We start from the raw sequence: 16,976 nt of genomic DNA on the forward strand, positions 1-16,976 counted from the left end.
CTACCGACGCGCTCGCGAGCATGTTGTGGCAGAGCAGCTTTCGTCGAGGTCAGTGTCAATCGACAGCATGATCTCGGGCAGGCACGTCTGCGGGCATCGACGGTCAGGACGCGGCGCACACCGCAGTCTCGAATGCCTTCATCATCGCGTTGTCGGTGTCGGGGCCGCCGTCGACGGCCATCTGGTTGAGCGTCACCACCACCGCACGACCGTCGGAGGCGACGCCGTTGTACGTGGTGAAACCAGGGACTGTGCCGCTGTTTCCCCACACCTCCTTGCCGCAGGACACATATCTGGGGGCAAGACCGAGGCCGTACGGCCGGTTGTTTCGGTTGGTGAGTGGCACGATGCTGCGCTTCATCTCGTCCAATTGTGCTGGCGGCAACAGCTTTCCACTGAGCAGGGCGGTGAAGAACCGGTTCACCTCGGTCCCGGTCGACACCATCGCACCTGCCGCCCCGTAGAAGGACGAGTCCATATCGGTGTACTCGATGTGCTGATTGCCGACTTCGAGATACCCCGACGGATGAGGTCCGCGCAGCGCGGTTTCGCCGGCCACCGGATAGTAGGTCGCCTGCAGCCCGAGCGGCTCGATGATGCGGTGCGTGGTCTCCGCGTCCACTGGCTGCCCGGTCACTCGCTCGATCACCATTCCGGCGATCAGGTAGTTGACGTTGTTGTATTCCGCCTGCGCGCCCGGCGCGAAGTGCGGCGGCAACGCCAGCACCCGGCGGACGAGGTCGGCAGTGTCGAACCGCCGCCATCGGTTCAGAATCTCGCCCGTCTCCGGGACAGGCAGATCGGTGGGGCTCGCCAGACCGCTGGTGTGCTGCAACAAGTTCCGCACCAGGACGCTGCCGCCGTTACCGGGTACCACGCCGGGCAGGTACCGCTCCACCGGAGCGTCGAGTTCTACCTTCCCCTCGGCGACCAGTTGCAGCAGCACCGTGGCCGTGAACGACTTGGTGATGCTGCCGATCCGGACCCGCCCGTCGTCGGGGAACCGGGCACCGGTGGCGATATCGCCGACGCCCGATGAGGCCGTCCAGTCTCGCCCCTGCTCGGTGACCACGACCTGAACTCCGGGCGCCCCCGCCCGCACCAGGGCATCCAACGCCTGCATGACCTCGGCGCGACCCGATTCCGTGGGTTCCGAATTCGCATAGACGCCATAGGAGTTCATTGCGATCATGCTCACGGTCGCGCCCAGCAGGACCGTGCGTTCCAGCACACGCCGAAACGGGCTCATACGAGTAAATCCCTTCTCACACTACGGATGACCTGGCGATCGTCGACCAGGCCGATCGTCGACCCCGAGCAGGGCAGCAGTACCGACCAGGTAGTCGCCACTGAGCGGCGGCACACTTTGACAGTGTCGGTCAGCCTGCCGCGCAACAAAATACAGCCATTGTGCCAAGCGCGAGCACAGTGGAATTCCGGCGATGCCATCCGGGATTCACCGGCCGCCACGCCGAGTATCACGGGTGTCGCGGGATCCGGAAAGCCGGTATTACTCGGGGATAGCCATGGCTATGGTGGTCGGCTAGTGGAATCGGTGGTGCGACACGGCGTGGCTGGCTCCGGTAATCGGCGCCGTGCCCAATATTCTCGCCGCCATGGAATTCTCCCTGGATCTGCCGTCCAGCTCGCTTGCCGACGCGGTTATGGCGATCGTGTGGAGCTCCCTGCCGGAGCCGATCGTCAACCACAGTGTGCGTAGCTTCCTGTTCGCTGAACTGCTTGCCAAGCATCGAGGGCTGATCGACGACCCGGAGTACGACCGCGAGTTGGTGTTCGTGGCCTCGGTGCTGCACGACCTCGGGACCGGGAAGCGGGCGCCGGGTAAGGCACGGTTCGAGGTCGAGGGGGCGGATATGGCCGCGGCGCTGCTGACCACGCACGGGTTGCCCGCCGTTGACGTGGACCGGGTGTGGGAAGCGATTGCCTTTCACACCTCGGAGGGCATTGCCGAGCGATGCGGTCTGCTGCCGTACCTCACGGCGGAGGGCAGCAAGATGGACATCGGCTACAACGCGGACGTCACCGACGGATACCAGGCGGCGATCCACGCGGCCTACCCGCGGTTGAACATGGTGAAGGTGCTCACCGACGCGATCGTCGACCACGCTCGGCGCTCCGAGGCCAGTGCCCCGATCTTCTCGCTCGGCAGTCTGCTGTTCAAGGAGCGCCAGGCCACCGGCGTCACTGAATTGGAACTGCTGACCGCCGGCGTATCTCCCTGGGGCGAATAGTCGTCGCTCCACCAGCCCACGTCCTCTAGCGGACGTGGGCTGGCGGTCGAATCCGAGACCCTCCCCGCGAATCGCGTCGGATTCCATTCGTCCAATCCCGCACCGACCTCCTCCTGCACACTGACCCCATGGCTCTGACGTGGCAAGACGTAGTCGCCCTCGCAACCGAGCTCCCGGCCGTGGAGGAATCGACCTGGTGGCGCAGCCCGGCCCTGAAGGTCGGTGGCAAAGGATTCGGCCGCCTGCGGGTCGAGGCCGAGGGCGGCCTGGCGTTGGTCTGCGATCTCGAGGAGAAAGCAGCCCTGCTCGCGTCCGGCGACCCGGCGTTCTATGCGACACCGCACTACGACGGCCACGGCTACATTCTCATCGACCTGGACAAGGTCGACCCCGAGCAGCTTCGCGAATTGCTCGACGCCGCATGGTGGCTCACCGCACCGCCGAAGATCCGCAGACAGCGTGCGCCGCAACCGGATTGAGCCGCACTATTCCCGGCTGGATTGATCCCGCAGCCGGGCAAGGGTTTTCGCGAGGATGCGGGACACGTGCATCTGCGAGATGCCCATCTGCTGGGCGATCTGGGTCTGCGTCATGGATTCGAAGAACCGCATGGTGAGGATCCGGCGTTCGCGTTCGGGCAGACCCGCCAGCAGCGGGCGAATCGCGACATACTCCTCGACCCGGTCGAATTGGGTCTCCTCCTCGCCGAGGGTGTCCAGCAGCGAGGCGTCGGTGTCGCGGCCGAGCGTGGCCGCGTCGATCGAACTGGGCTGGTAGGCGTTGCCCGCGATGACCGCCTGGGTCACCTCGTCCGGGTCGACGTCGAGTTCGGCGGCGATCTCCTTCGCGGTCGGCGACCGGCCGAGGCGCTGCGACAGCGCATCGATCGCCGCGCCGATGCGCAGGTGAGTTTCCTTGACCCGCCGCGGCACTCGCATCGCCCAGGTGTTGTCGCGGAAGTAGCGGCGCACCTCGCCCATGATGGTCGGCACCGCGAACGACAGGAAGTTGGAACCGCGTTCCACGTCGAAACGGTCCACCGCGTGCACCAATCCGACGCGCGCCACCTGGGTGAGATCGTCGAACGGCTCACCGCGCCCACTGAACTTGCGCGCGATGTGATCGGCCAGCGGAATGCAGCGGCTGATCAGTTCGGCGCGCAGGGCGGTGTGCCGTGCAGTGCCAGGCGTACTCGAACGTAACTGTCCGAACAGCAGCCCGAGGTCGTCGTAACCGGCGACCGTCCTTACGGCCTCGATGGTTTCGGTTTCCTCCGCGGCATCCGCTTCGGTGACGCTCTCCGCGTCCTCGGTGCCGTCCTCGGCATCCGCTGTGACGGTATCGCTGTCGTCTCGCTCGGGCTCGAACACGGGGTCCTCGTCTGCCACTACGCTTTCCCCCGGACCCGACGGAACTCGACCGTCGTCGGATATCCGGAAACTGACGAATCGAACGAATCCTGCGTCGCCTGCACCTCATCGGTGAGCGTGCGCAACACGTGCCAGCCGAAACTGCGCTGATCGGGTAAGCCCGCCTTGGCGGCGATGCCACTGACCCGGACCAGCAGTTCGGTCTCCCCGACGGTGAATCGACAGTTCAGGCTGGTGTCAGGTCCGGCGACCGCGATCAGTGTCGAGCAGACCTCGTCGACGGCAAGCCGAATGTCGGCGACCTCGTCCAGCGTGAAATCGCTTAGTAGGACGAGAGTTTCGGCGAGCCCACGAACGATGGGCAGCTGTGTGACCGATGCGGCCACCCGAATCTCCACCGGGGTGCTGTAGAGCCCCTGTTCCGCCGATATGTTGATCACCCTATGCAGGCTACCCACTCCTGCGCTGGACAACCCTCACTACCGATAGACTGCGGCGTTGTGTCCACCCCGACTTACGCGCGCCCGGCCGCTCCCATGATCGCTCCCTCCATCCTCTCCGCCGACTTCGCGCACCTCGCGGACGAGGCACAGAAGGTGGCGACCGCCGACTGGTTGCACGTCGATGTGATGGACGCGCATTTCGTGCCGAACCTGACGTTGGGGCTGCCCGTCGTGGAAAGCCTGTTGAAGGCGACCGACATTCCGCTGGACTGCCATCTGATGATCGACAACCCGGGTCGCTGGGCGCCGCCGTACGCGGAGGCGGGTGCACACAATGTGACGTTTCACGCGGAGGCGACCGATGACCCGGTTGCGGTGGCGCGCGATATTCGCGCGGCCGGCGCCAAGGCGGGCCTGTCGGTGAAGCCGAATACGCCGATCGAGCCGTACTTGGAGATTCTCAAGGACTTCGACACGCTGCTGGTGATGAGCGTGGAGCCCGGGTTCGGTGGTCAATCGTTCATCGCCAGTGTGCTGGACAAGGCCCGCATCGTCCGCAGGCTTGTCGACGCGGGGGAGCTGCGGTTGCTCGTCGAGATCGACGGCGGCATCAACGCCGACACCATCGAGGCGGCGGCCGAAGCGGGCATCGACTGTTTCGTCGCGGGTTCGGCGGTCTACAACACGGCCGATCCCGGTGCGACGGTCGAGGCGCTGCGCAGGCAAGCCGCCGCGGTGCGCGCCGTCTGAGCGCGTCCACAGCGTCTCTCGGCGCTGTCGTATCAGTAGGTCATCTCGGTCGAGGTCGTTCGGTCGGCGCCGTCTGAGCCGCGGCACCGCCCGGTCTGTCCTCGCCGGGCTGATCTCTGAATTCGGTTACAGCCCAGGAGTTTTACGAGCTCCGACCGCACGGGTCGCTTCGATCACCGCGTTGAGCGGTGGGCGCGAGGTCGCGGCTTCCGGCGGCCGGATCCAAGTGCGGTAGCCGGTGTGCTCGTCGTCCGGCGACGGCAGGACGACCTCGCTGCCGGTGCATGCGACGGTCGCGTACATCCGGAACAGTTCGGCGGACACCGCCGCGGTGAGCGCCTCCGGCCGGTACGGCCCGGTGAGGAAGGTCCAGCGCTTGGCGCGCGGATGATCGACGACCGGTCCCGCGATGTCGGCCTGCTCGAGCCGCTGTTGCACGCGCGCGCCGAGATCGGCGGGCATCGTGATCGCGCCATAGTGTGTGCCGATATGCAGCAAAATGCGGCGGGAGGTCGGATCGATCGATGCCGGCAGGTGGAATTTGCGCCGGTACTGTACGCAGCGAACCTCCAGCGTCGAATCGAGAAGAGTGGTCACGCCGCGCCCCCAACTGTGTCGAACTTGTTTTGACCCACTGTGGTTATCTGACTTCCTCGAGTGGTGGACATCCCTGGATCGAACTTCCCTGGCGCAACCAGCGTCCCCAGGTCGAAGCGTTCTGCACTGAACTGCTCGGTGTGGAAGTTGAACGGTAAGAATCAGCTACATAACAATATTGCGTCTATTTTGATCACGGCGCAAGCAAACGTTAAAAGTGTGTTGCCAGTGGGTACTACAGGGGATTCGGGGTCGATAATTGCTCTCTAGCGGTATCGAAATCCGATCAAATGAATGTCGCCGACAGTTAAAGGGCGATATATCCACATGCTTGAAAGCAATTCAGCGCTAATTCTTTATGAGTGCTCGCTCAGTCATGAGAAGTCCGGCCGACGGTCTGCTTCTTCCGGCGGTTGCCGGGACGAGGTCCTGACAGACAGCTGAGCGGAACCGTCCTGTCGGCTACGACCGGCCGTCGTTACGCTGAACACCGGGGGCCGACCGATGGGAATACCCGCCGGATCCGGACTGTTCCGCAACCGAGGACAACGACAGGGAGTCAGGCATGTTCACAGGCATCGTCGAGGAGCTCGGCGAGATCGTCGCCACCGAGCAGTTGGCCGACGCCGCTCGGCTGACGATCCGGGGCAAGCTGGTGACCTCCGATGCGGGCCACGGTGATTCGATCGCCGTCAACGGGGTGTGCCTGACCGTGGTCGAGGTGGTCGGCGGCGACTCGTTCACCGTCGACGTCATGCAGGAGACGCTGAACCGCTCCAGCATCGGCAAACTCGACACCGGAGCCAAGGTCAACCTGGAACGCGCCGCCGCGTTGAACAGCAGGCTCGGCGGACACCTCGTGCAGGGCCACGTCGACGGCACCGGCACCGTGCTCTCGCGCACCCCCTCGGAAAACTGGGACGTGGTGCGCATCTCGCTGCCCGACTCGATCGCCCGCTACGTGGTGCAGAAGGGCTCGATCACCGTCGACGGCATCTCGCTCACCGTCTCCGGCCTCGGCGTCACCGACCAGCCCGCGGACTCGGACAGCAGGGACTGGTTCGAGGTATCCCTCATCCCCACCACCCTTGCCCTGACAAATCTCGGCTTTGCCACCGTCGGCACCACGGTCAACCTGGAGGTGGACGTGATCGCCAAGTACGTAGAACGCTTGCAGCAGCGCGGGTGACAGCGGCCGGTCGGGGAAGACCACTGCCCGACGCCGTAGTGTAGGGACGGACCCATTTCGAGATGGAGCACAACAGACGTGACCAGGTTCGACACCATCGAGCGCGCAGTCGCCGACATCGCCGCCGGTAAGGCGGTTGTCGTCGTCGACGACGAGGACCGTGAGAACGAGGGCGACCTCATCTTCGCGGCGGAGAAGGCCACCCCGGAGTTGGTGGCCTTCATGATTCGCTACACCTCCGGTTATATCTGTGTGCCGCTGACCGGCGACGACTGCGATCGACTCGGTCTGCCGCCGATGTACGCGATGAACCAGGACAAGCACGGCACCGCCTATACGGTGTCGGTCGACGCTCGCGAAGGCATCACGACCGGCATCTCGGGCGCCGACCGCGCCACCACCATGCGACTACTCGCGGCCGCCGAGGCGAAGGCCGACGACTTCACCAGGCCGGGGCACGTGGTGCCGTTGCGCGCCAAGGACGGCGGCGTGCTGCGCAGGCCAGGCCACACCGAAGCCGCGGTCGACCTGTCTCGGATGGCCGGACTGCGGCCCGCAGGCGTGATCTGCGAGATCGTCAGCCAGAAGGACGAGGGCCACATGGCCCGCACCGAGGAACTGCGCGTCTTCGCCGACGAGCACAACCTCGCGTTGATCTCGATCGCCGACATGATCGCGTGGCGGCGCAAGCACGAAAAGCATGTGGTGCGGGTCGCGGAGGCGCGGATCCCCACGGCGCACGGCGAATTCACGGCGGTCGGCTACCAGAGCATCTATGACGAGGTCGAGCATGTCGCGCTGGTCCGCGGCGATCTCGGCGACGGCGACGACGTGCTGGTCCGGGTGCATTCGGAATGCCTCACGGGTGATGTGTTCGGCTCGTTGCGCTGCGACTGCGGCCCGCAGCTGGACGCCGCGCTGGAAATGGTGGCCATGGAAGGCCGTGGCGTGGTGCTGTACATGCGCGGTCACGAGGGGCGCGGCATCGGGCTGATGCACAAGCTGCAGGCCTACCAGCTGCAGGACTCCGGCCACGACACCGTCGACGCGAACCTGCAGCTCGGGCTGCCCGCCGACGCCCGCGACTACGGCACCGGCGCACAGATCCTGGTCGACCTGGGGATTCGGTCGATGCGGCTGCTCACCAACAACCCGGCCAAGCGGGTCGGGCTGGACGGATACGGGCTGCGGATCACCGAGCGGGTGCCGATGCCGTTGCGCGCCAACGCCGAAAACCTGCATTACCTGCGGACCAAGCGGGACCGGATGGGTCACGACCTGATCGGGCTCGACGACCTGGATCTGGGCGAGACCGCCCGCTGACGCACGGAAAGGCACACATCGATGAGCGGTACCGGCGTACCGACCTTCGCGCTCGCGGATGCCAAAGACCTCAAACTCGGCATCGTCGCGTCGCGCTGGCACACCACGATCTGCGACACGCTCGTGGCGAACGCCGAACAGGTGGCCAAGGACGCGGGCGTGCTGCACGTCACGGTGGTGCGGTGCGCAGGCGCGATGGAGCTGCCGGTGGTGGCGCAGGAGCTGGCCCGCTCGCATGACGCGGTGGTCGCGCTCGGCGTCGTGATCCGTGGTGGCACACCGCATTTCGAGTACGTGTGTGATGCGGTGACCGCCGGGCTCACCCGGGTCTCGCTCGACGCGGGCACGCCGGTCGCGAACGGGGTGCTCACCACCAACAACGAGGAGCAGGCGCTGGATCGGGCCGGGCTCCCCGGGTCCGCCGAGAACAAGGGCGAGCAGGCGTGCGCCGCGGCATTGGATGCCGCGCTCACCTTGCGTGCCCTGCGGCAGTCCGTCTAGCGATGCCGGTCAGCCGCATCTTCCGACGTGGCGCGGAACCCGCCGTCGGCGAAACACCCGAGTGGGACCTGGAGGTTCGCCCGCGGCACGCGGTCCGCACTGCGCGCATTGTCGCCGTCCTGATCGCCGCCGCCTTCCTCGCCGGCGGCATCTGGTTGCGCAGCGGGTCCACCGGTGTGAATTTCCGTGTCGCCGACCAGATTGCGATGGTGCTCATCGGCCTGCTCATCGCCGGCGCCGTCCTGATGCTGACCCGGCCGCGGGTCCGCGTCGGCCCCGCCGGTGTTTCGGTCCGAAACATCCTCGGCGACAGCGACTTCCCCTGGAACACCGTTGTCGGCGTCGCCTTCCCCGACCGCAAATCCTGGGCCCGCCTCGAACTCGTCAACGACGACTACGTGCCGCTCCTCGCGATCCGTTCCAACGACAAGGCATACGCCGCCGAAGCAATGGACAAACTCCGCGCACTCGGCGCAAAGTACACCGCCACCCAGCCCCCCGAAGCCAAGTAGCCCGCCACCAGTCCCCGCTGCCCTCAGCGTCGACGGGCGACTGCGGCTGCAACGGCTGGCGCTGCTGGTCGCCGCCATCGGCCATCCCGTCAGGATCGGGTTGCTCCTGTACTGATGCAGACTGGTTATTCTTGGTGCCCAACGGTTTACGCCGCGCACAGCACTATGACGAACAGACCCTGGCCAATAGCCACTCCACCCAGGCGAATTGGTTTCGGGCCAGCGGACGACAACCGATGAGCCGGATTGCGGCGGCGAATCGGCAGTTCCGTTGAACACGCGCTTTGTCCGCAGCGGGGTGCACTACGCACACGTGCTCGCCCTCGCCCCGCGCCCCTCGCCGTGTGCCTCTCGCCGCTTCCCCGTGCCCCTCGCTGCTGGCCCGCTCACTGAGATGCGCTTGCGCGAGTGGTACATGGTTGAGGCGACACGCCGTAAATCGCCTCAGTCATGTACCACTCGTGGGCGTCGTCGGTGAATCGGCCTTGGTCACACCGCCTCTGGCCGCTTGCCTCTGGCCGCTGTTCCGCTCGCTGAGGTGTGCTCGCACGAGTGGTACATGGTGGAGAGCTCTACTCGCGTTTTGCCGCAGCCATGTACCACTCGTGGGTGTCGTTGGTGAATCGGCCTTAGTTGCATCGACTCTGGACCCGGACGCGGCCATCTCAGATGCCACCGGCTCACTTAGCCGCTGGTTGCTGAGTTCTTCGGCGGGCGTCCAATGCAGCCTTCAGCCTTCAGCCTTCAGCTTTGGGCTTTGGGTTGGTGGCTAGGTGGTCTGGCGAACCTGGCGAGTCGGCGTTGGCACGGCTGCGTCTAGTAGGGCCGCTGCTGCTGCTTTTGCGTGCTGTCCGCAGGTGGGGTCGTTGAGGACCATTGAGCGACTGGCTGTGCCGTCGGCGAGGACGGCGAGTTGTTCGCCGAGGACTTCGGGGTGTGCGGCGCCGAGTGTGCGCACCAGCTCGACCAGGCGGTCGACGAAACGTTGTTTCTGTGCGGCCGCGTACTGGTGGACGGGGCTCTGCGGGTCCGGGTATTCGGCGGCCGCGTCGACGAAGGGGCAGCCTCGGATCGGGCCGTCGCTCTCGGGGATCGTGAAGAGGGCGAGTAGCCGGTCGCGGACGGGTAGATCCGCTCGATCGAGCAGGCCTTCCATGGTTCGTCCTGACTCGAGCAGGTACCGGAGGTAGTCGACGACAAGCTCGTCCTTGCTCGAAAAGTGCGCGTACAAGGTGCGCTTGGACACCGGCGCGGCGGCGGCCACCTGTTCCATGCCGGTCGCGGCGATTCCCTGCGACTCGAACAGTGTGGTGGCCGCGGCGATGATGCGCTCACGACCGCCACGGCCGCGGCGACGCCGGATCGTCTTCACCTCGCTCACCCTCTAAAGCATACGGGACCGTGTACTTAACGGGCGGCTCAGTGGTACTCTGCGAGCGTTATGTAAACGCGCTTGTATACATAAGGATCAGGAGAAAGAGCCTTGACCGGAAATCACGCCAGCAGCATCGCGACCCGGGACGCCTTGCCCGACTACGCCGAGCGGTTGATCCGTAACCGGCGAGCCGTGCGCGCCTTCCACCCCGATCCGGTCCCGGACGAAACGATGCAGGCGATCTTCTCCCTGGCAAGCGCGGCTCCGTCGAACTCGAACACGCAGCCGTGGACCGTCGAAGTGGTCAGTGGCGCGGCACGTGATCGACTGAGCGAGGCATTGTTGGCCGCCGACGCACGCAAACACCTCTCGGTCGACTTCCCCTACGAGGACGAGCTCTACAGCGAGGTCCATCAGCAGCGCCGCAAAGACTTCGGCGAGACGATGTACACAGCGCTCGGCATCGCTCGCGAAGACCGCGCGGCGCGCGACGCCCACAACGCGGAAAGCCTGCGGTTCTACGGTGCTCCGCACGTCGCAGTGGTGTGCGCGCCCGCCAACGCGGACCCACGAATGGCCGCGGACGTGGGCATGTACGGGCAAACCCTGCTCCTGGCGATGACCGCCTATGGCGTGGCCAGCTGCCCGCAGGGTTTGATCGGCTTCTACGGCAACACGATTCGCGAGACACTGCGGATCCGGACCGGCAAGGTGCTTTTCGGCGTCTCCTTCGGGTACGCCCTCGACTGCGCCCCCGTCAACCACATCAGGATCGCCCGGGCCGACCTCGCCGAGACGACGAGATTTCACGCATAGCGTCACGCCGCCCTCGGGTGCAACCAGTCGGCATCCGATGTCGGGAGCGTGAAGTTGAGCCATTGTGTCGCCGGGTAATCGCCGAGCGACAACAGCACGTCGGACTGCCGGAAGCAGTGAATGCTTGCGGATTACCTTGTTGCTGAACAATATTCGGTCTGTGGCAGCGGCGCGGCACTTGCCGAGTGGGTAGGGTACCCAGTGTGGCGAAGATTGCGTTTCTTGGTTTGGGTCGGATGGGCTCGGGGATGGCGGCACGGCTGATGGCCGCCGGGCACGAGGTGACCGTGTTCAACCGGTCGCCGGAGAAAGCGGCGGAGCTGGTGGCCGCAGGTGCTGTGCTCGCGGCGACACCACGCTCGGCCGCGGAGGGAGCGGACGCGATCTTTGCCATGGTGGCGGATGACGCGGCCTCGCGAAAGCTGTGGCTTGGCGACGACGGTGCGTTGGCCGCCGAGAGCGCAGCAGACGCTTTCGCGATCGAATGCTCGACCCTGTCCCGGCCGTGGATGCTCGAGTTGGCGAAAAGCGCTGATGCGCGAGGATTGCGATTCCTCGACGCACCGGTAACGGGACTACCGGATGCCGCCGCGGCAGGCCAGCTGACCCTGTTCGTCGGTGCTGACCGGAATCACCTCGACGCGGCACGCGAACTCCTGCAACCGCTGTGCACCAACATCGTTCACTTCGGCGAGGTCGGCGCGGGCACCGCCTACAAGCTGATGCAAAACCTGCTCGGCTCGATACAGATCGCCGCCACCGCAGAGGCCTTGCGCACAGCCGAGCTCGCCGGGCTGGACTTGCCAACCGTCGTCGAAACCCTCTCCAGCGGTGGCGTGGCCAGCCCGACGCTCGTCTACGCCAGCCGACTGATGCTGGACGGAATCCATGATCGCGACATCGCCTTCACCGCCGCGCTACGTCTGAAGGACACCCGGATCGGCGTCGAGCAAGCCGATGCACTGAACGCGCCCGCCGGCTTGGGACACGCCGCCCGCGCCATCTTCGAGCGGCTCGTCGAAGCTGGCCACGGCGAACTCAACGAAACCAAGCTTATCGATCTACTACGCGAATGACGTTGCCGCCGCGACACCTAGGCCGTGTGCCGAAGCCCAACCAGCGCCGCCAGGGGCAGAATCCAGCTGGCGCAGGTCCTGACGGGTGTCGCCGAGAACTGCTCCGCCGCGCGAATGACGTTGCCGCCGAGGTTTCTGGGCCATGCGCCGAAGTCCTGCCGCCGTGCCAGGTGGTGACCGAGCCCTCGGTAGCATCCGTCCGGACTTCGGCACTGCCCCAACGGGTGTCGCCGAGAACTGCTCCGCTGCGGCGCCCCACTCCCTGCGGCGCACTCTCACGAGGGGACATGGTGGAGGCGACACGCCGTGAATGACTCCGTCATGTACCACTCGTTGACCGCTACCTGTGCGAACGGGACATGGCTGCACCAATTCTCGTGCTGGGGCCACTTTGAGGTGGCGGGCCTTGTATCGGGCGTCAGAGAGGTGGTTGCTGTCCCACGTTGACGGGAGAGGAATGGTTGTTGACCCATTCACGGTAGTGAAATGGTTGCTGACCTCCGTTGACGGGAGTCATATGGTGGCAAGACGAGCCGAGACGCCCACCATATGACTCCCGTCAACCTCTCCCAAGATCACCTCCCGAGGATGTTCGGCCCGGACCGCAGCCCGACGTCCTGGCGGGTCGCGTCGGTGTGAGAGTTGCGGTGGCCGACCCTCGTTGGTGTCAGCGAAGTGGTTGCCGAGCCCATCGGCGTGAGTGAAACGGTTGCGACGCGTGTCGCGAACACGCGCCATTTCTCTCACACCAACATCTCAAGATCGCTTTGAGGGCTTGGTTGGACCGGGCCTACAGCCTGTGTGCGGGGAACCTGGCGGAGCGTCGAGTCCTGGATCGACGGACGAGGTGGTTGCTGCCCCGTTGAGGGGAGTGAAGTGGTTGAGCGGAGAGAAATGGTTGCTGATCCGCGTTGAGCGGAGTCTTATGGCTGCAACACGCCGCACGACATGCACCATTTCTCTCCGCTCAACATCCCGCAAGATCACTTCCCTGAAAAGATCTTTGGACCGGACCACAGCCAAGTGACCCGGCTGGGACGAGAGAACGCGTGATCGACTGCGGAGGTCAGCCGGGTACGGCACCCGACGCCACCACGCTATCCAGTGCAAACCCCGAGACTGTCCCGCTCGCCAGGAAACCGTTCAACCCGCGGATAAACCACCACCCCAAACGCAACACGCTCCAGCAAAACCCGCACCAACCCCAAAGCCGCGCCCGTCCAAAGCCGCGCCCGTCCAAAGCCGCGCCCGTCTGAGGTCGCGCCGGTCTGAGGTCGCGCCGGTCTGAGGTCGCGCCGGTCTGAGGTCGCGCCGGTCTGAGGCCGCGCCGGTCCGAGACCGCGCCGGTCCGAGACCACGCCGGTCCGAGACCACGCCCCACGGGCCGGGTTGGACTGCGGCCGTGCCGCTTTGGGCTCAGCGAAGGCAAAGATTTCCTCGGCTCCACGGTCTCCAGTGAATTCGGCAGCCAAGGGTTTGCACCGGATTAGCGTGGTGGCGTCGTCTGCCGTACCCGGCTGACCTCCGCAGTCGCTCACGCGTTCTCTTGTCCCAGCCGGGTCGCTTGGCTGTGGTCCCGTTTCGAGAGCTTTCAAGAAGACCTCGAATATTCGCGCCCACCAACGATTCCCGCCGCCACGCCTCCGGGTCTCGCGCTCCTGTCCATGCGCTCTTGACGTACAAAACATTCACTTGACCCACGTTGCGTCAGGAGCACATTTCGTACGTCAAGTGCTACCACGGCATCGCCAACTCAGGATTCCGGCGGCGGGGCAGTGTCTTCTCTTGCCTACCTTCGCCGTTGCCTACCTTCTCCTCCGGAGAACCCCAGCCCCTACCGCGTGTCGCCGAGCACCGCTCCTTCGCGCCGAGGATCAGCCCCGCCGGTCCACCCGTCGGATGCCCGTTGCAGCGCGCTGAGTCCGCTGGACTGAGGAGCCACCGAGACCTGGTGGCCTAGTTCGCGGAGGCGGAGAACAAGTGCGTCGTGGTCGCCGTTGTCGGCGGTGTTGATGGATGGGTGTTCGCCGCCGAGGCCAGTGGTGGGGGTGTTGCCTGCGCCGAAGGAGAGGGCGGAGACGGCTTGCTGCGGGTCCAGGCCCCAATCCAGCATGCTGATCAGGGTTTTCAGGACGAACTGGATGATCACCGAGCCGCCGGGGGAGCCTGCGACATGGGTGAGGGCGCCGCGGGTGCCGTCGGGGCCCTTGTCGAAGACGAGGGTGGGGGCCATCGAGCTGCGTGGGCGCTTGTTGGGTTGGATGCGGTTGGCGACGGGGGCGCCGTCGGTGCCGAGCGGGTCGGCGGAGAAGTCGGTGAGCTGGTTGTTCAGCACGAATCCGTCGACGAGGTGGAACGCGCCGAATTCGGATTCCACGGTGGTGGTCATCGCGGCCGCGTTGCCGTACTGGTCGACGACCGAGATGTGGCTGGTGCCGTGCTCCGGCGGCTGCGGGCCGACGCCGAGCGGGACCGGGCCGAAATCGCCGGGCTGGGCGGTGCCCATGCTGCGGTTGCGGTCGATCAGGCCGGACCGCTGCTTCAGGTAGTCCTTGTTCAGCAGGGTCTGCGGCGAATTTCCGGGCAGCGGAATGAAATCGGTGTCGGCCACATACTTGTTGCGGTCGGCGTAGGCGAGGCGCTCGGCCTCCGAGATGAGGTGCACCGCCTCGGCCTTCGGTTTGCCGCCGTTGAGTGCGCTGTCGCCGCCGTTTGCGAGGTTGTCCGGTCGCAGCGCGGCCAAGTCGAAGTTCTCGAGGATGCCGAGGGTCGCCGCGACGGTGCTGCCGCCGGACGACGGATTCGGCATGCCGCAGATCTGATGGTTGCGGTAGTCGGTGCACAGGGCGGTGCGCTTCTTCGCCTGATAGTTGGCCAGGTCGGTGGTCGTGATGAGGCCGGGGGTGCGGCCGCCGGAGCCTGCGGTCACGGCGGCGACGATGTCCTGCGCGATGGCACCGGTGTAGAAGGCCTGCGCACCGTCGGTGGCGACGGCGCCGAGCACCTTCGCCATCGCGGGGTTGGTGAGCACGGTGTCGGTGGCTTTCGGTGTGCCATCGGGGTTGAGGAAGTACGCCTTCGCCGCGTCGTCGACGGCGAGATTCTTGGCCTGTTCCGCGATCTGTGCCGCGAGCCGCGGGCCGATCGGGAACCCCTTGTCGGCGAGCCCGATGGCAGGGTCGAACAGTTCGCGCCAGCTCGTCTTGCCGTGCTCGCGGTGCGCCATCTCCAGCATCCGCAACACGCCTGGTACGCCGATGGACCGGCCACTGGCCCGCGCGTTCGGCTTCGGCGCGGACTGATCGGTGTCGCTGACCCAGCGCAGATAGTTCTCGGTCGCCGCGGCGGGCGCGACCTCTCGCCCGTCGTAGGCCTCCACCGACTTGGTCGCGGCGTCGTAGTACATCAGGAACGCGCCACCGCCGATGCCCGAGGACTGCGGCTCCACCAGTCCGAGCACGGTCTGCGCCGCGATGAGCGCGTCGGCCGCGGTACCGCCGTCGCGCAGCACCTCGCACGCGGCCTTGCTGGCGACGGTGTTCGCGGTGGCGACCGCGAAGGTCTTGGTGCTGGCCGGTTTCATCCCGGACCGGTAACCGGTGGACAGCTCCGGATTGGTGCTGATGTCCTTCGTCTTGCCGCTCGCCTCGGACTGCGTGGCCGCCATCAGCGTCCCGTTCGGCGTCGCCTCGCAGACGCCGACAGCCTTGTCCGCCTCCGACGAACAGGCCGTTGCCATCCCCGCGGTGAGCAGCACTGCCGCCACAACGCTGGTCCAGGTTCCTCGCGAGCGACTCATGCCAGGGACTCTAACGGTCGGTACCGACACCGGGGGACGGTTTAACGGACGAGCCGTGCGGCGAGTTTTGTCCGGATCAGCGATGAACGCGCTTGCGCGCCACCGCTTGTCGTCAACCCTGGGAAGACCCAGGCCAGCTGGGCTGCTTGTGCTGCGCGGATCCTGACCCGAGCGCAGCCGTCGGTAGGCTGGTCCGGTGACAATCGAGGCGGTGCTGTTCGACTATTCCGGGACCTTGTTTCGACTGGGCGAGAGCCAGGCTTGGGGTGATGGGCTCGTCGCGGCCGACGGCCGCGCCTTCGACTTGGACGAGAAGACCGAGATCCTGCGCAGGATGACCGCGCCGGTCGGCCAGCTCGTCGAGTTCGACGCCGAGGGCCAGCATGCGTGGGAGAACCGTGACCTGGACCCGAAGCTGCATCGGCACGCCTATCTCGAGGTGCTGCGCAAATCCGGCGTACCCACCGACGACCAGGCGTCCCTCCTCTATGACCACATGGTCGATCCCGCCAGCTGGACGCCCTACCCCGACGTTGAAGCGGTGCTGACTTCCCTTGCGGCTCAGGGTCTGCAGATCGCTCTCGTGAGCAATATCGCCTTCGACGTGCGCGCGGCGTTCACCGTCCGCAACTGGGACAGATACATCGATGCCTTCGCCCTCTCCTTCGAGATCGGCGCGATGAAACCCGACCCACGCATTTTCGCGGCGACTCTCGACAAGCTCGGCGTCGACCCCGCGTCGGCCCTCATGGTCGGCGACAGCGCGGAGGCAGACGGCGGCGCGACCGCCCTCGGCTGTCGATTCGCCCTCGTCGACCCGTTACCCACCTGGGAACGCCCGACAGGCTTGATCGACGCGCTACGGGAGCACGGTTTCACGATCGACCACTGAACCGCAGGACGACGCAGTGTCTTCGCCTCGGGTCGGCCGAACGATCCGGCGAATCCGGCTGATATCCAAGGTCATCCGGCG

At 65.9% G+C, this 16,976-nt stretch carries 16 protein-coding genes; 10 read left to right on the forward strand and 6 right to left on the reverse strand.

Annotated features, from left to right (window positions below):
• Positions 1-103: 103 nt before the first annotated feature.
• Entirely contained in the window at positions 104-1,249 is a 1,146-nt protein-coding gene (locus ACGFNJ_RS26260; protein WP_393453355.1) for a serine hydrolase domain-containing protein, read from the reverse strand.
• Between the two features lie 367 nt (positions 1,250-1,616).
• On the opposite strand from ACGFNJ_RS26260, the gene ACGFNJ_RS26265 reads away from it, so the two are divergent.
• Both ACGFNJ_RS26265 and ACGFNJ_RS26270 read left to right on the forward strand, forming a co-directional pair.
• Positions 1,617-2,252 carry an HD domain-containing protein gene (locus ACGFNJ_RS26265; RefSeq protein ID WP_393453358.1) on the forward strand — a complete coding sequence of 212 codons (636 nt, stop codon included), beginning with the start codon at positions 1,617-1,619 and terminating at the stop codon, positions 2,250-2,252.
• 128 nt (positions 2,253-2,380) lie between these two features.
• Positions 2,381-2,731: an MmcQ/YjbR family DNA-binding protein gene (locus tag ACGFNJ_RS26270; RefSeq protein ID WP_393453361.1), complete on the forward strand. Its 351-nt coding sequence runs from the start codon at positions 2,381-2,383 to the stop codon at positions 2,729-2,731.
• Between the two features lie 6 nt (positions 2,732-2,737).
• On the opposite strand, the gene ACGFNJ_RS26275 is transcribed toward ACGFNJ_RS26270, so the two are convergent.
• Positions 2,738-3,511 (reverse strand): RNA polymerase sigma factor SigF, encoded by a 774-nt coding sequence (locus tag ACGFNJ_RS26275; protein WP_393454170.1) that lies wholly within the window; start codon positions 3,509-3,511, stop codon positions 2,738-2,740.
• 128 nt (positions 3,512-3,639) lie between these two features.
• Positions 3,640-4,062, reverse strand: a complete 423-nt coding sequence (locus tag ACGFNJ_RS26280; RefSeq protein ID WP_069166451.1) for an anti-sigma factor — start codon at positions 4,060-4,062, stop codon at positions 3,640-3,642.
• 96 nt (positions 4,063-4,158) lie between these two features.
• On the opposite strand from ACGFNJ_RS26280, the gene rpe reads away from it, so the two are divergent.
• Positions 4,159-4,815 carry a ribulose-phosphate 3-epimerase gene (rpe, locus tag ACGFNJ_RS26285; RefSeq protein ID WP_393454173.1) on the forward strand — a complete coding sequence of 219 codons (657 nt, stop codon included), beginning with the start codon at positions 4,159-4,161 and terminating at the stop codon, positions 4,813-4,815.
• Between the two features lie 126 nt (positions 4,816-4,941).
• Here the strand turns inward: rpe and ACGFNJ_RS26290 are convergent, their stop codons facing one another.
• A complete protein-coding gene (locus tag ACGFNJ_RS26290) occupies positions 4,942-5,412 on the reverse strand; it encodes a hypothetical protein (protein WP_393453364.1) in 471 nt (156 codons plus the stop codon).
• 565 nt (positions 5,413-5,977) lie between these two features.
• Here ACGFNJ_RS26290 and ACGFNJ_RS26295 point away from each other — a divergent pair.
• The 4 genes from ACGFNJ_RS26295 (at position 5,978) to ACGFNJ_RS26310 (ending at position 8,937) form a co-directional block, all read left to right on the forward strand.
• Entirely contained in the window at positions 5,978-6,601 is a 624-nt protein-coding gene (locus ACGFNJ_RS26295) for a riboflavin synthase (RefSeq protein WP_393453367.1), read from the forward strand.
• A gap of 78 nt (positions 6,602-6,679) precedes the next feature.
• Positions 6,680-7,924, forward strand: coding sequence for a bifunctional 3,4-dihydroxy-2-butanone-4-phosphate synthase/GTP cyclohydrolase II (locus tag ACGFNJ_RS26300; RefSeq protein WP_393453370.1), 1,245 nt, complete (start codon positions 6,680-6,682; stop codon positions 7,922-7,924).
• Between the two features lie 21 nt (positions 7,925-7,945).
• A complete protein-coding gene (gene ribH / locus ACGFNJ_RS26305) occupies positions 7,946-8,425 on the forward strand; it encodes a 6,7-dimethyl-8-ribityllumazine synthase (RefSeq protein ID WP_393453373.1) in 480 nt (159 codons plus the stop codon).
• A gap of 2 nt (positions 8,426-8,427) precedes the next feature.
• Positions 8,428-8,937 (forward strand): PH domain-containing protein, encoded by a 510-nt coding sequence (locus ACGFNJ_RS26310; protein ID WP_393453376.1) that lies wholly within the window; start codon positions 8,428-8,430, stop codon positions 8,935-8,937.
• 769 nt (positions 8,938-9,706) lie between these two features.
• On the opposite strand, the gene ACGFNJ_RS26315 is transcribed toward ACGFNJ_RS26310, so the two are convergent.
• A complete protein-coding gene (locus ACGFNJ_RS26315) occupies positions 9,707-10,318 on the reverse strand; it encodes a TetR/AcrR family transcriptional regulator (protein WP_393453379.1) in 612 nt (203 codons plus the stop codon).
• Positions 10,319-10,420: 102 nt separating this feature from the next.
• Here ACGFNJ_RS26315 and ACGFNJ_RS26320 point away from each other — a divergent pair, with 102 nt between their 5' ends.
• On the forward strand, positions 10,421-11,128 hold the full coding sequence (locus ACGFNJ_RS26320; RefSeq protein ID WP_393453382.1) for a nitroreductase: 708 nt from the start codon (positions 10,421-10,423) through the stop codon (positions 11,126-11,128).
• Between the two features lie 203 nt (positions 11,129-11,331).
• Positions 11,332-12,204 carry an NAD(P)-dependent oxidoreductase gene (locus ACGFNJ_RS26325; protein ID WP_393453385.1) on the forward strand — a complete coding sequence of 291 codons (873 nt, stop codon included), beginning with the start codon at positions 11,332-11,334 and terminating at the stop codon, positions 12,202-12,204.
• A 1,834-nt stretch (positions 12,205-14,038) separates the two neighbouring features.
• Here ACGFNJ_RS26325 and ggt read toward each other — a convergent pair.
• Complete coding sequence (gene ggt, locus ACGFNJ_RS26330) at positions 14,039-16,003, reverse strand: gamma-glutamyltransferase (RefSeq protein ID WP_393453388.1); 1,965 nt, start codon at positions 16,001-16,003, stop codon at positions 14,039-14,041.
• Positions 16,004-16,199: 196 nt separating this feature from the next.
• Here ggt and ACGFNJ_RS26335 point away from each other — a divergent pair, with 196 nt between their 5' ends.
• Complete coding sequence (locus tag ACGFNJ_RS26335) at positions 16,200-16,895, forward strand: HAD family hydrolase (protein WP_393453391.1); 696 nt, start codon at positions 16,200-16,202, stop codon at positions 16,893-16,895.
• Positions 16,896-16,976: the final 81 nt, after the last annotated feature.

Source organism: Nocardia sp. NPDC049149, from assembly GCF_043197455.1.
In the GTDB taxonomy this organism is placed as follows: Bacteria; Actinomycetota; Actinomycetes; order Mycobacteriales; family Mycobacteriaceae; genus Nocardia.

Coding starts and splice junctions, on each gene's coding strand:
- ribH (WP_393453373.1), top strand. CDS start 7,946: ATGAGCGGTACCGGCGTACCGACCTTCGCGCTCGCGGATGCCAAAGAC.
- ACGFNJ_RS26260 (WP_393453355.1), bottom strand. CDS start 1,249: ATGAGCCCGTTTCGGCGTGTGCTGGAACGCACGGTCCTGCTGGGCGCG.
- ACGFNJ_RS26265 (WP_393453358.1), top strand. CDS start 1,617: ATGGAATTCTCCCTGGATCTGCCGTCCAGCTCGCTTGCCGACGCGGTT.
- rpe (WP_393454173.1), top strand. CDS start 4,159: ATGATCGCTCCCTCCATCCTCTCCGCCGACTTCGCGCACCTCGCGGAC.
- ACGFNJ_RS26270 (WP_393453361.1), top strand. CDS start 2,381: ATGGCTCTGACGTGGCAAGACGTAGTCGCCCTCGCAACCGAGCTCCCG.
- ACGFNJ_RS26295 (WP_393453367.1), top strand. CDS start 5,978: ATGTTCACAGGCATCGTCGAGGAGCTCGGCGAGATCGTCGCCACCGAG.
- ggt (WP_393453388.1), bottom strand. CDS start 16,003: ATGAGTCGCTCGCGAGGAACCTGGACCAGCGTTGTGGCGGCAGTGCTG.
- ACGFNJ_RS26310 (WP_393453376.1), top strand. CDS start 8,428: ATGCCGGTCAGCCGCATCTTCCGACGTGGCGCGGAACCCGCCGTCGGC.